The following is a 13666-nucleotide window of genomic DNA, read 5'->3' on the forward strand; positions in this document are numbered from 1 at the left end:
CATAAAAATAACCTCCAAACTGAGTAATTTTATCTTACATCAGTTTGGAGGTTTACACAAACTTTGGGATACTCCCGTTTCTCTATTATATCTTCTCACCAAATTCTTCTATCAATTTATTTCTAAAATCATCATCTCTCACCGCTCGTTCTAGGTCATTTCCACGCCCGGCATTTACAAGTTTCAAAGCCACATAAGCCATTGTCACTTCTCCTGTTTTTATGCCTTTTTCTTCAATCCGGTCTAATACATCACACATGGTTTTTAATCCTCCTTTATCATTTTTCAATTCTTCATTGTAAATATCTTCAAATCTGTGATCATCCGTCATAACACTAAGTAACTGCAGAACTTCTTTCACGTGTTTTATCTGCTTTATATGCGGTCCTTGTTGTCTGGTCTTCCAGATCATTTTCTAATATAACCTCTTTACCGCCAAACAACAATACATTTACAATATCCGAAAATACATCATTGTAAGACAGCAATACCTTTTCTGCAATATCTTTTTCCCCCATTTGAATCCCATCCTTTGTATATTTTATAATATAAACAAACTGTTGTCACTACCATTTATTAGCAGGAATACAACTATTCGTTTATTTTTTTCATTGGAATCTTTCTCTCGACTTGAGATAGATTATACGATCTCTTGATTATGATTAAATAATATCACGTGTTGCTTGGAAATACAAGCAACATTTTTATAAGAAAACATCTTGACAAACAAAATCCTCCCGATTACAATTTTTCAGCAACAATTATTTTGTAACAGGGAGGATTTCTTCTATGCAGTTAAATATGACAAAAGGCAAGCCGCTGCCGGTCATTCTGATGTTCACTGTACCGCTGATCATCGGAAATGTCTTTCAGCAGCTATATAATATGGTAGATACGATCATCGTAGGCAGATATGTAGGTGCCGATGCACTGGCAGCTGTTGGCTCCACCGGAACCATCATGTTCCTGATCACCGGTTTTTCTCAGGGGATCACTGCCGGTTTTTCTGTGCGTGTTTCCCAGAAATACGGAGCGCGGGATCAAATTGCAGTAAAGCGAAATGTGGCAAATGGTATCTTACTGTCTATCATCTCTGCTGTGATCCTGACTGTATTCTCCGCATCTATTATGAAACCTTTGCTTCATATTATGAATACACCGGACAATATCTATGATATGGCATATTCCTATATTATCGTAATCTGCATCGGAATTGCCGCAAATATTTTTTACAATTTGTTCTCCTCTTATCTAAGAGCAATTGGAAACAGCCAGATTCCTCTGTTTTTTCTGGTATTTTCTGCCTGTCTCAACGTTGTACTGGATCTTTTGTTTGTTGTAAAACTTCAGATGGGTGTTGCCGGAGCCGGATGGGCAACCAACCTGTCCCAAGCTATCTCTGCTGTTCTCTGTGCGCTTTACATCTGGTTTAAAACACCAGACTTAAAGCCTGAATCAGATCAGTGGAAATTGTCACCGCAGGACACAAAGCCCCAGCTGGCTGCCGGTATTCCCATGGCTCTTCAGTTTGCCATCACCGCATCCGGAACTATGATCATGCAGTCTGCAATCAACCTCTTTGGTTCCGAAGCGGTGGCTGCCTATACGGCTGCTGGAAAGCTCCAGAACATTCTCACCCAGGGAATGGTAGCCATGGGTCAGACCATGGCCACATATGGCGGACAGAATTACGGCTGTTGCAATCTGAAACGCATCCGCTTGGGTGTCCATGCAGCTCTGTTTGCTGAATTTATCTATTCCATGATTGCCAGTGCTACTATGATATTACTCCTGAAACCTTGTCTCCATCTGTTCTTCTCCGGAGATGTGGATATGAATGCCATGATACCATGGGCTACCACTTACAGTTACATGTGTGCCCTCTTCTTTCTTCCGCTCTGCACGATCTTTATCTTCCGAAATATCATGCAAGGTTGCGGATATGGCTTTCTCCCCATGATGGGAGGCGTTGCTGAACTGGTTGCCAGACTGGTCGTTTCTATGCTTTCCATGAAGCTTCTCAGTTATCGTCTGGCATGCTTTGCCGATCCTGCTGCCTGGATCGCTGCAGCTGTATTTACTGGTGTTTCCTATCTATATGTCATGCGGCAGATTGAGAAAGAATTTCAGACAACTTAACACTTTGTTTATTAACACCTTTTACCATGAAAAAACTGCTGCTTCACAGATGATCTCTCACCTATAAAGCAGCAGTTTTCTTATTTCTCAGCAAGCTCTGCTAGGATAATCTCTATACACACTCTACGATTTGTTTATCTCATGTCCTAATACTTATTTAGCCCCAATTTACTTATCAATGCTTCCTGAAGTAGTTTGGAAACATTGATATGTGCCGCCTCGGCTTCACGATTCAACCAATTGGGAAGTGTCACATTTCTCCGGACAGCTTTGCTGTCCACGCGCCGTCGATATATCAAAAAATCAACATCTACAAGAGTAACATACCCTTTTCCATCTTCCGCAAACGTCCCCTTTTCCGGATTTATAACAGAAATATCCGATGCATCAGGAATTGTTTTTCCTGCATCTTCAAGTGTTATTCCTTTTAATCCAATTGCATCTCTTGCCATTTCAATTGCATCCTGATAGTCTTTTCCCTCCGTCAGGATCTCCATATCCGGAACCTCAACTAAAATAATATTATCTGCAGGTGTGAGAATGACTGGATATACGCGCTTATTCTTCATACAAATGTCCTCCTGTCATAATGAATTATAATCCCCATTTTTTCAAAATTGCTCTTGCCAGACGTTCATTAATCTCCTTATGTCGCGGTATTTCCTCACGATTTTCTCCGCAAACATAAATATCATGATTTCCTCCATGACGCTCAAATCTAAAACCAACACTTTCAAGTTTTTTTATTAAATTTTTTCTCTTCAAGGATATCTCCTTTATATATACAATACACACTAAATACACACTTGTCAATGTGCCAAAATGTATTTATATATTTACAATATAACTTGGAACTTGCATAGAACCATGCAAAGATATATAGAAATATAAGTTAATAGTTATATTTAGACGGCTGGATATGAATTTATGGTAACATAATATTACCTTTTCCGCAAGAAAAAAGCCGGTGTTCCTCAATGCTAAGGTACACCGACTTATCAACTTATTTACCCTATCCTTGCTTCGCCACCTTTTCCCTGCACCAGAAAAATGCCGGGATCAAGAACACATCTGCAAACAGCCATGCCATGGGATGGGCCAGACAGGTTCCTGCAAATCCTATCATCTGCACGACCACTGTTGCCGCCAGGATCCGGGCGATCATTTCCATGATTCCCGATAAAATGGCAAATACAGAAAAGCCCATGCCCTGAATGGTAAATCTGACAGTATTTACCAGAGTCAGCAGGCAATATCCTCCAGTACAATACAGAAGAAACTGATAGGAATACGATATGATCGTTGTCTCTGATGCGTCTACAAACAACATGGTCAGCTGTTTTCCAAAGAAGATCGCCAGAACAAAGCAAAGAACGGATACCGCAAAGCCCATGCCTACCGCACTCTTAAGTCCTTTTCCGATCCGGTCATATTTCTCCGCTCCCATATTCTGACCTGCATAGGGTGCCATGGTCTGTCCCAATGCTTCCAGCGGACACTGAATAAATGCATTGATCTTCTGGCCTGCCGTCACGCCTGCCACCACGGCTGCTCCCAGTCCGTTCACAGCCGCCTGCAGCACCAGTGTTCCGATGGCTGTAACTGAATACTGTAATCCCATGGGGATTCCGATATAACAGAGCTTTCCCATATAAGAAAACTCCGGTCTCCATTCTTCCCGGCTGGCATGAAGCACCGGAAACTTTCGATACATATACCACAAGCAGATGATTCCTGAGATACCCTGCGCCAGAACAGTAGCGATGGCCGGACCTTCCACACCCATATCAAAGACCAGCACAAACACCAGATCCAGTACAATATTGATGCCTGATGAAATCGCCAGAAAGATCACAGGTGTCTTACTGTCTCCCAGAGACCTTATAATAGCTGCCAGAATATTGTAGAGGAACGTACAGGGAATTCCCCAGAATACGATCACAATGTACACATAAGCATATTCAAATATTTCTTCTGGTGTCTGCATTAATACAAGAATCGGCCGGCAGACTGCAACGACCACCAGTGTCATCACTATTGAAAATATGATGCAGAGCCATGCGCCATTCGTCACATACCGTCGAAGTCTGTGTTCTTCTTTTGCTCCGAACATCTGAGCCACGGGAATTGCAAACCCATTGCAGACACCCATACAGAATCCCAGCACCATAAAGTTCAAAGAAGTCGTAGAGCCTACTCCCGCCAGCGGGTTGACTCCTAAAAATTTTCCTACGATCAACGTATCCACCATGCTGTAAAACTGCTGAAACAGCAGTCCCAGAAACATAGGGATCGCAAATCCGAAGATCAGCTTTGCGGGTGAACCGCTTGTCATATCCTTTGTCATAATCCTATCCCTCTACCCTCACCAGACCATTTCATATTCTTGGATTCTATATCTGTCTCGTTGCCTCTCTAAGCCAGATTCGCTCTTTTTCCGGCAGACTTTCTGCTACGGTCTCATATACCTTCTGATGATACTCATTGAGCCATTGCCTTTCTTCTTCACTCATCTCTTCCGGAAGAACTGCATCCAGATCAAAGGGGATCATTGTCAGAATTTCAAAGCCTAAAAATGTACCATACTCATTATCTGTAAGTTTCTTACACACCAGCTCATTTTCCAGACGGATTCCAAACTTGCCGGTCAGATAAAGCCCCGGCTCATCCGTGGTCACCATGCCAGGCTCCAGCACCGCATTGGACAGGGAAGGACTCTGCTTCCAGCGAAATGCATTGGGTCCTTCATGAACGTTCAGAATATATCCAACTCCGTGACCGGTTCCATGCTTAAAATCCAGTCCAAGCTTCCACATAGGCTCCCGGCACAGAATATCAAGATTCAGTCCCGTACATCCATGGAGAAACCGGGCATGAGCCAGATGAAGATTTCCCCGGCACACGGCTGTATAGAGATGCTTTTCCTCATAAGTCAGTTCACCCATGGCAAAGGTACGGGTGGTATCGGTAGTTCCTTCCAGATAATGTCCACCAGCATCCACCAGAAGAAAGCTCTTCGGCTCAACAGATACATTGCTCTCCTCGGTAGCAGAATAGTGGACAATGGCTCCATGACTTCCATAAGCACAGATAGGCGCAAAGCTCTGCTCCACATAGTGTTCCTGCTCTGCCCGTCTTGCCTCCAGATAATCTGCCACTGACAGCTCTGTCATATTCTCCTTACCCACAGCTGTCTTCAGCCAGTACATGAACCGGGTAAATGCCACGCTCTCTTTCCGATGGGCTTCCTTAAGATTTTTAATCTGCGTCTCATTTTTGACAGCCTTCAGGAGTTCTGACGGATTCGTCTCGTCCAGAATCTCCACATCTGTCGGAATGCTGGTCAACAGCGCACAGTTTACATTCTTTTTATCCAGCAGCACCCGCGCTCCAGCCGGAAGTGCAGACAGATCTTCATAGATTGATTCATAAGGACGGATCTCCACCTGGCACTCTGCCAGATAGCTCCGAACCTCCTTTGTCACCACGGAAGGACGTACATACCAGATACAGTTCTTATCCGTCATCCGAAGAAATGACAAGGTCACCGGTACGCAGGGGATATCATCACCACGTAAATTCAGCAGCCACATAATATCACAGAGGGAGGCGATCACATGCTGGGTGGCTCCCGCCCTTTTCATAACTTCCCGCACTTTGGTAATCTTACTTTCTGAACTTTCACCACTCCAGCACTTCTCCAGAATCCATACCTTTTCATCGGGAATCTGTGGTCGATCCGGCCAGATCTCTCCCACCAGATCCTTTTCTGTATAGATGGATCCACCTTTTTCCATGGCGCTCTCCCGGAACTTATCCGCACTTACTGCGCCCATGGTCTTTCCATCAAAACCTACACAGCCACCAGCACAAAGCTCCGTTTTTACATATTCTTCCACAGTCGGCACCCCCGGTTCCCCCATACGGAACAGATGGATACCGGTTCCTCTTAACTGATCCTCCGCCTGCAGAAAATATCTGCCATCGGTCCACAGTCCTGCCTTGTCCATAGTGATCACGGCTGTTCCCGCCGATCCGGTAAATCCGGTCATATAAGCTCTTGCCCGATAATGAGGACACACATATTCAGATTCATGACAGTCAGTGGACGGGACCACATAGACCGTGATCCCGTTCTCCTTCATCTTCTCTCTTAATGCAGTTATCCGCTCGCAAACTGTTGCCATTAGTTCCACTCCGCTTTCTGAAAGGCTTTGTAACCTCTGTATGCTTCATAAATATCTGCCTTGCTGGACACTTCCCAGGGACTGTGCATGTTAAGAAGTGCCACACCGCTGTCAATCACATCCATACCATAATTGGCAGTGATGTAAGCGATAGTTCCACCGCCTCCCTGATCTACTTTCCCAAGCTCTGCAGTCTGCCAGTTCACGGACGCATCATCCATAACTTTTCGAAGTGCTCCGATATACTCAGCGCATGCATCGTTGGAACCAGATTTTCCTCTGGAACCAGTATATTTGTTGAATACCATGCCATGTCCCAGGTAAGCGATATTTTTCTTTTCAAATGCGCTTGCATAGTTCGGATCAAATGCCGCACTTACATCGGAGGACAGCATATGCGAATTCTGCAGACATCTGCGCAGTGCCAGCTCAGAATACTGTCCGGTCAGGTTCATCACCTCTGCCACCACATTTTCAAAATAGCGGGACTGCATACCTGTAGCACCCATGCTTCCAATCTCTTCCTTGTCAGTCAGCAGGCACACAGCCGTATATTTCGGGTTCTCTGCCTGCAGCTGGGCGGTCAGAGAAGTAAATGCGCAGATTCTGTCGTCCTGTCCATAACCCATGATCATGCTTCGGTCGATACCAAAGTCTCTTGCCGGACCTGCAGGTACTGCTTCCAGCTCCGCAGACAGAAAATCTTCCTCTTCTATCTCATATTTCTCTTTTAAAATTTCGAGCAGTGCTTTTAGGATCAGCTCTTTTTTCTCTTTTTTCTCTTTGTCCTTCTTGCTCTTCAGTGGTTTGCTTCCAACAATAATATTCAGGTTCTCGCCTTCCACTACAACCGCTGCTTTTTTCTGAAGCTGTTCGCCGGACAGATGGATCAGAAGATCAGAGATACCAAGTACCGGATCTGATGGATCCTCACCGATGGCAAGTTCCACCACCGTTCCATCCTTTCTGGCAACGACTCCGTGCAACGCCAGCGGAATTGCTGCCCACTGATATTTCTTGATACCGCCATAATAATGGGTATCCAGAAGTGCCATCTCTCCATCCTCATATAATGGATTCTGTTTCAGATCCAGACGTGGGGAATCAATATGCGCACCAAGTATATTCATGCCTTTCTCCAGCGGTTCTGTACCGATCTGGAATAATACCGCCAGCTTCTTTTTATGAATAGCATAGACTTTGTCTCCTGGCTTCAGGGTATCCCCGGAGGTCAGTGCTTCCTCCAGAGAAATATAGCCAGCTTCTCTTGCCATTTTCTCAGTCAGTCTGACACACTCCCGCTCCGTCTTTCCTGTAGAAATAAACTGGCGATACTGCTCTGCCAGCTTCATGACTTTCTTTTCCTGAGATTTGTCATAGGTTTCCCATGCATTTTTCCGTTCCATATCTGTCACTCCTTCTATCTGTTTTCTATTCTTTTCTCCACACTGGATTTCATTCCTTATGTAGCAGATTTTAGCACAATTCAAAACGGTCTGTCCACATTTCTGCGAACAGACCGCCAGTCTTTTTAACCAAGAATCGCTTTGTCGTTAGTGAACTCCTCGCCGCTGACCTCTTCAAACTTATGAAGCAGATCTTCCACGGTAAGATGTTTCTTCTCCTCGCCACGAATATCCAGAATAATATTTCCATCCATCATCATGATCAGACGGTTACCATGGACAATGGCATCCTTCATATTATGGGTAATCATCAAGGTCGTAAGCTTGTCACGGTTGACGATCATCTCTGTGGTCTCCAGAACTTTTGCTGCAGTCTTCGGATCAAGTGCAGCAGTATGCTCATCCAGAAGCAACAGCTTTGGCTTCTTCAACGTTGCCATCAGAAGAGTCAGCGCCTGTCTTTGTCCACCAGAGAGCAGACCTACTTTGGAAGTCAGTCTGTCTTCCAGTCCAAGACCAAGAGTTGCCAGCAGCCTCTTGTATACTTCCCGCTCGCTTCCTTTGATACCGGCGCGAAGCGTTCTTGTCTGACCACGTCTCAGTGCCAGTGCCAGGTTTTCTTCAATTCCCATAGTCGCTGCAGTTCCGTTCATAGGATCCTGGAACACACGGCCAAGATAAGCAGCACGCTTGTGCTCAGGAAGTTTGGTTACATTTTTTCCATCAATGATGATCTCTCCCTCATCCACCGGCCATACACCTGCAATAGCATTCAGAAGAGTTGATTTTCCAGCACCGTTTCCACCGATAACTGTGACAAAATCTCCATCCTCCAGGGTCAGATTCACGCCTTTGAGCGCACGTTTTTCATTGACAGTTCCTGCATTAAATGTTTTATAAATATTCTTGATCTCCAGCATTATCTGTCACCTCCCCTTTTTACCGGTCTGGAAAAATATTTGCTCTGCCAGTACGGAATTGCCAGGAATACAGCAACAACAGCTGCGGACAGGAGCTTCAACAGATCGGTGTCAATACCAAGCCAGATCACGATCTGCAGTACAAAATAATATACGATAGAACCAAGTGCCACGCCTAACAGCCGGAAGCCAAAATTGTGGAATATTTTTCCAAAAAGTGCCTCGCCAATGATCACTGCGGCCAGACCGATAACAATCGCGCCACGACCCATGTTAATATCAGCAAAGCCCTGGTACTGGCTTAACAGCGCTCCTGAAAATGCAACCAGTCCATTGGAGATCATAAGACCAAGTACCCGGTTAAAGTCTGTATTGATACCCTGTGCGCGGGACATCCGGTCATTACATCCGGTAGCACGCAGGGAGCATCCAAGCTCAGTTCCAAAGAACCAGTACAGAAATACGATCAGAACCACGATAATCACCGCTACCAGCAGAATCGTGTTTCTGTAGATCGGCACATTTTTAATATAACGAAGAGAAACCAGCAGGTCGAATTTATCAACATTGATCGCCTGATTGGATTTTCCCATAATCTTCAAATTCACAGAATACAGTCCAAGCTGTGTCAGGATTCCGGCAAGAATCGCCGGGATTCCCATAAAGGTATGCAAAAGACCTGTGACCATACCGGCCAGAAGACCTGCGATCAAAGCAACCAGAAGAGACACCCATACATTATGTCCACTCTGCATCATCATAATACATACGGCACCTCCGGTACAAAGTGTACCATCCACAGTCAGATCCGCAATGTCCAGGATACGGAAGGTGATATATACACCAATCGCCATGATTCCCCAGATTAATCCCTGTGCCACTGCACCTGGCAGCGCGTTCAGTAAACTTACAATACTCATTTTCTTATCACCTCTAAGATCCTTTGTTTTTTATATACAACGGCGACAGCGAGATAGGTGCGGCCCTGTTCTCGCTGTCGTCAATTATATCATTTATTTATTCAGATGCATATTCGCAAAATCACTTTTTAAAGCTTTCCTTTTGCTCATGCATAATTCTGAATGGTTGCATCTACTCAGCTTCGATTGCTACATAATCATCCGGAACGGTGATTCCAAGTGCTTCACAACGGTCTGCATCGTACTCTTTGGTAAACTGCGGTGCATACTCAATCGGCATCTCGGAGATATTAGCTTCCCCTTTCAGAACCTGTACTGCCATCTTACCAGTGGCAACTCCAAGATCATAATAATCAATAGAAAGAGTTGCAACTCCACATCCACTGCAGATACCTTCCTCACCTGCGATGATCGGAACTTTCTTCGGCTCGCAGATATTGTTAACCAGCTCGGTGTTGTTAGCTACGGTGTTGTCAGTCGGTACATAAAGTACATCGCTTGCATCTGCTGCTGTAGTAGCTACAGAAGACAGGTCATTGGAATCAGAGAAACCATACTGTGTACAAGTGTATCCAAGTTTTTCCAGAGCAGCCTGAACGGTGTCTACCTGATACTGGGAGTTAGCCTCTGCAGTACAGTACAGAAGACCTACATTCTTAGCATCCGGGAACAGTTCCTGCAGCATTGCTGCCTGCTCATCCAGCGGAGCCAAATCGGAAGTACCGGAGATGTTGTTACCTACAGTTCCATTAAAATCATCAATTCCAAGTGCTACACCATACTCAGTTACAGAAGTACCAAGTACCGGAATATCGCTGGTACCTGCCTGTGCTGCCTGCAGTGCTGCAGTTGCATTTGCAAGAATCAGGTCCGTTCCTTCTGAAACAAAGCTGTTGATGATAGTAGAACAGGTATTGGAATCACCCTGTGCGTTCTGCTCATCAAACTGAACTGCATCGCCGAACTCCTCGGTCAGTGCATCTTTGAATCCCTGAGTTGCTGCATCCAGTGCCGGATGCTGTACCAGCTGGCAGATACCGATCAGATAGGAAGCATCCCCATCTGCTGCTGTGGTATCAGCTGCTGCATCTGTGCTTTCAGTTGTCTCTGTTGTAGTGTCTGCCGCTGCAGTATCTGCAGAAGTAGAACTTCCACATGCAACCAGACCCATTCCCATGGTCATTGCCATAACAAGAGCGAGAATCTTTTTCATAATATTTCCTCCGTTTCCCTGCCCGTATGTTACTGATACGGACTAATTCATTAACTGTTTGCAATTATAGCGCTTCAACGCGCAAAAGTCAACCATTAAAAATAAAAAAGATAGGTGATATACAAAAAAGGAACCGCTCTCGCTAAGTCCTCGTCCAGCGGTACTAACCTGCAATCTGCGTCTTTGACTTGATTGCAGGAAGTACCGGGACTGCGGGACGTTCCTTTTTGCATATCACCTGTCTCTCTTAATTTCAAAACACAAAGTAATTCATCTAACATAGCAGCGCAATATACGATCTCACGCACCTTGCCTGTTATGTAAAGCTTTTTATGTCCTTTTATAATACTTTGCTTAAGAAGTCAATGGTTCTTGGCTCTTTCGGATTGTTGATGACTTCTTCCGGGGTTCCCTGCTCTACGATATAGCCGCCTTCCATGAAGATCACGCGGTCAGCCACTTCTCTGGCAAAGCCGATCTCGTGGGTTACAACTACCATGGTCATACCGTCACGAGCCAGTTCTTTCATAACAGCAAGTACTTCACCTACCATCTCCGGGTCAAGGGCACTGGTGGGCTCGTCAAATAACATAATATCCGGCTTCATCTCCAACGCACGGGCAATTGCCACACGCTGCTTCTGACCACCTGACAGCTGGCTCGGGAAGGCATCTGCCTTATCTGCCAGGCCTACACGTTCCAGAAGACGAAGTGCCTCTGTTCTTGCTTCTTCCTTGTTCATCAGTTTCAGATGAACCGGTGCCAGGGTCATATTGTCCAGTACAGTAAGATGATTGAACAGATTGAAGTGCTGGAATACCATACCAATATTCTCACGAACCTTATTGATATCTGTATGCTTGTCAGTCACATCATGTCCATCAATGATAATTTTGCCGGAGGTTGCTGTCTCCAGCTGATTCAGGCAACGGAGAAGTGTGGATTTACCACTTCCGGAAGGACCTAAGAGAACAACTACTTCCCCTTCCTGTACATCAACGCTGATATCCTTTAATACTTCCAGTTTTCCAAAATTCTTTTTCAGATTGGTCACATGGATCTTACACTGCTTATCTTCCACGGTTTACCCTCCTCTCGATTCTCTTGGCAACCTTACTGAGCGTTACGATGACAACCATATACATGACACCAACAATTGCCCAGGTCTGCAGACTCTTCAACGTATTTCCCACGATCGTCTTACCAACATTGGTAAGCTCCGGGAAGCCAATGATCGACAGAATAGAGGTATCCTTCAAAGTGATGATAAACTGGTTAATAATAGACGGGATCATGGTCCGCACTGCCTGCGGGATCACGACCAGAGCCATGGAGGAACTATAAGACAAGCCTAAGCTTCTGGCAGCCTCCATCTGTCCGCGGTCTACACTCTCAATACCGGCACGAATGATCTCTGCCATATACGCACCACAGTTCATAGAAAGGGCTGCTGTACCTGCCTGCAAAGCATTCAGACGAAAACTGGCAAATCCCAGTCCCTGCATCCCCGCCGGAACACCAAAATAGATGAAATATGCCAGTACGATCAGCGGCACGCCTCGTACAGCATCTACATAAATGGTTCCGATCAGATTCAGTACCCGGTTATGTCCCACATTCATCAGTCCGAAGATCATACCGATGACCATGGCAAATAACAGGGACAGCAGTGTCAGCAACAGTGTCTGACCAAGTGCGCGGAGCAACATGCTTCCGTAAACTTCAATAATACCTATCATAGTCTCTGTCTCCTTTTTTTATCCTCTGGTTTCCTGAAAATACTTCTTACATTGTGAAAGCCTCTCACACAGGGGTTTTCACAGTGCAGGAAGCAGCCACAGTATCTGCGGCTGCTTTCCGTCACCAGAATCATACAATTCTATTATTCTTATTTGCTCTCTCCAAGATATTTTGCAAGAATCTCATCATAAGTTCCGTTTGCTTTGATATCAGCAAGACCTGCATTGAACATGTCAAGCAGCGGCTGGTTAGCCTCGTTCATGATAGCGAATCCGTAAGGAGCCGGATCACTCTCCATAGTGTCAACTGTCTTCAGTGCAAGACCTTTGCTTACGATCCAGTCCTGAATGATCGGCTTATCCTCTACACATGCAACGCTGTTGCCCTGGATAACATCCTGATACATAGTCGGTGAATCCTCAAATACAGTAGTGGTGAATCCATACTGATCTTTCAGGCTCTCTGCAAATGCTGCACCCTGAGTACCGTTCTTAACAGCTACGTTCTTTCCTTTCAGATCTTCAAAGGAAGCGATATCGCTGTCTGCTGCTACTGCAAAGATCTGGCTGGAATCATAGTAAGAATCGGAGAAGATCCATCCGTTTGCTTTACGCTCATCAGTGATACTTGCTCCTGCGATCAGACCATCTGCCTGGCCGGACTGTACTGCTGCTACTGCTGCATCCCATCCAAGACTCTGGATATCGATCTTGAATCCCTGATCCTCAGCAACTGCTTTGATGATATCTACATCGATACCAACGAACTCGTTGTTCTCATCGGTGAACTCGAACGGTCTGAATACAGTATCCATTGCGATCACCCATGTTTTGTCAGAAGTATCAGCGGTATCTGCTGCTTCTGCATCCTCTGCTGCATCTGCGGTCTCAGTGCTCTCAGTGGTCTCAGCTGCTGCGGTATCTCCGGAATTGGAAGATCCACAAGCTACGGTTGCCATTGCCATGCATGCGATCATAGACATTGCGACTAACTTTTTCATAATATGTACGCTCCTTTTCCCCGGCTCTGCCGGTCCTATTACATAAGAAGGCGATGTATTATTGTATACACCGCCTTTGATGTTACTAAAAGTATAAATTTTTCTGTCCCGATTGTCAAGAGGGAAATGTTTTATTGTATA

At 45.2% G+C, this 13666-nt stretch carries 14 protein-coding genes; 1 reads left to right on the plus strand and 13 read right to left on the minus strand.

Features of this window, described 5'->3' with window-relative positions; genetic code table 11:
* Positions 1-85: 85 nt before the first annotated feature.
* Together WMO62_RS03595 and WMO62_RS03600 are read right to left on the minus strand one after the other, a co-directional pair.
* Complete coding sequence (locus WMO62_RS03595) at positions 86-361, minus strand: hypothetical protein (RefSeq protein WP_349143833.1); 276 nt, start codon at positions 359-361, stop codon at positions 86-88.
* Entirely contained in the window at positions 336-518 is a 183-nt protein-coding gene (locus WMO62_RS03600; RefSeq protein WP_349143834.1) for a hypothetical protein, read from the minus strand. The genes WMO62_RS03595 and WMO62_RS03600 overlap by 26 nt, the downstream gene beginning before the upstream one ends.
* Before the next feature lie 271 nt (positions 519-789).
* On the opposite strand from WMO62_RS03600, the gene WMO62_RS03605 reads away from it, so the two are divergent.
* Positions 790-2139, plus strand: a complete 1350-nt coding sequence (locus WMO62_RS03605) for an MATE family efflux transporter (RefSeq protein ID WP_349143835.1) — start codon at positions 790-792, stop codon at positions 2137-2139.
* A 146-nt stretch (positions 2140-2285) separates the two neighbouring features.
* On the opposite strand, the gene WMO62_RS03610 is transcribed toward WMO62_RS03605, so the two are convergent.
* The 11 genes from WMO62_RS03610 to WMO62_RS03660 all read right to left on the minus strand — a co-directional run bounded on the left by WMO62_RS03610 (position 2286) and on the right by WMO62_RS03660 (position 13525).
* Positions 2286-2708 carry a type II toxin-antitoxin system HicB family antitoxin gene (locus tag WMO62_RS03610; RefSeq protein ID WP_118596128.1) on the minus strand — a complete coding sequence of 141 codons (423 nt, stop codon included), beginning with the start codon at positions 2706-2708 and terminating at the stop codon, positions 2286-2288.
* 25 nt (positions 2709-2733) lie between these two features.
* Positions 2734-2904, minus strand: a complete 171-nt coding sequence (locus WMO62_RS03615) for a type II toxin-antitoxin system HicA family toxin (RefSeq protein ID WP_349143836.1) — start codon at positions 2902-2904, stop codon at positions 2734-2736.
* Between the two features lie 247 nt (positions 2905-3151).
* Positions 3152-4486 (minus strand): MATE family efflux transporter, encoded by a 1335-nt coding sequence (locus tag WMO62_RS03620; protein ID WP_349143837.1) that lies wholly within the window; start codon positions 4484-4486, stop codon positions 3152-3154.
* A 46-nt stretch (positions 4487-4532) separates the two neighbouring features.
* The gene (locus WMO62_RS03625) at positions 4533-6326 is read right to left on the minus strand and encodes an aminopeptidase P family protein (protein WP_349143838.1); all 1794 of its coding nucleotides are present in this window, start codon (positions 6324-6326) and stop codon (positions 4533-4535) included.
* On the minus strand, positions 6326-7732 hold the full coding sequence (locus WMO62_RS03630; protein ID WP_349143839.1) for an aminopeptidase: 1407 nt from the start codon (positions 7730-7732) through the stop codon (positions 6326-6328). Before WMO62_RS03630 ends, WMO62_RS03625 begins: the two co-directional genes overlap by 1 nt.
* A gap of 125 nt (positions 7733-7857) precedes the next feature.
* Complete coding sequence (locus tag WMO62_RS03635; protein ID WP_117496549.1) at positions 7858-8652, minus strand: ABC transporter ATP-binding protein; 795 nt, start codon at positions 8650-8652, stop codon at positions 7858-7860.
* Positions 8652-9572 (minus strand): ABC transporter permease subunit, encoded by a 921-nt coding sequence (locus WMO62_RS03640; protein ID WP_147601872.1) that lies wholly within the window; start codon positions 9570-9572, stop codon positions 8652-8654. The genes WMO62_RS03635 and WMO62_RS03640 overlap by 1 nt, the downstream gene beginning before the upstream one ends.
* Before the next feature lie 172 nt (positions 9573-9744).
* The gene (locus WMO62_RS03645) at positions 9745-10785 is read right to left on the minus strand and encodes an ABC transporter substrate-binding protein (RefSeq protein ID WP_118438145.1); all 1041 of its coding nucleotides are present in this window, start codon (positions 10783-10785) and stop codon (positions 9745-9747) included.
* A 340-nt stretch (positions 10786-11125) separates the two neighbouring features.
* The gene (locus tag WMO62_RS03650) at positions 11126-11866 is read right to left on the minus strand and encodes an amino acid ABC transporter ATP-binding protein (protein ID WP_117496547.1); all 741 of its coding nucleotides are present in this window, start codon (positions 11864-11866) and stop codon (positions 11126-11128) included.
* Positions 11856-12524, minus strand: coding sequence for an amino acid ABC transporter permease (locus WMO62_RS03655; protein WP_117496546.1), 669 nt, complete (start codon positions 12522-12524; stop codon positions 11856-11858). The genes WMO62_RS03650 and WMO62_RS03655 overlap by 11 nt, the downstream gene beginning before the upstream one ends.
* 149 nt (positions 12525-12673) lie before the next feature.
* A complete protein-coding gene (locus WMO62_RS03660; RefSeq protein WP_349143840.1) occupies positions 12674-13525 on the minus strand; it encodes a transporter substrate-binding domain-containing protein in 852 nt (283 codons plus the stop codon).
* Positions 13526-13666: the final 141 nt, after the last annotated feature.

This window comes from Hominiventricola aquisgranensis (assembly GCF_040096225.1).
Lineage (GTDB): Bacteria > Bacillota > Clostridia > Lachnospirales > Lachnospiraceae > Hominiventricola > Hominiventricola aquisgranensis.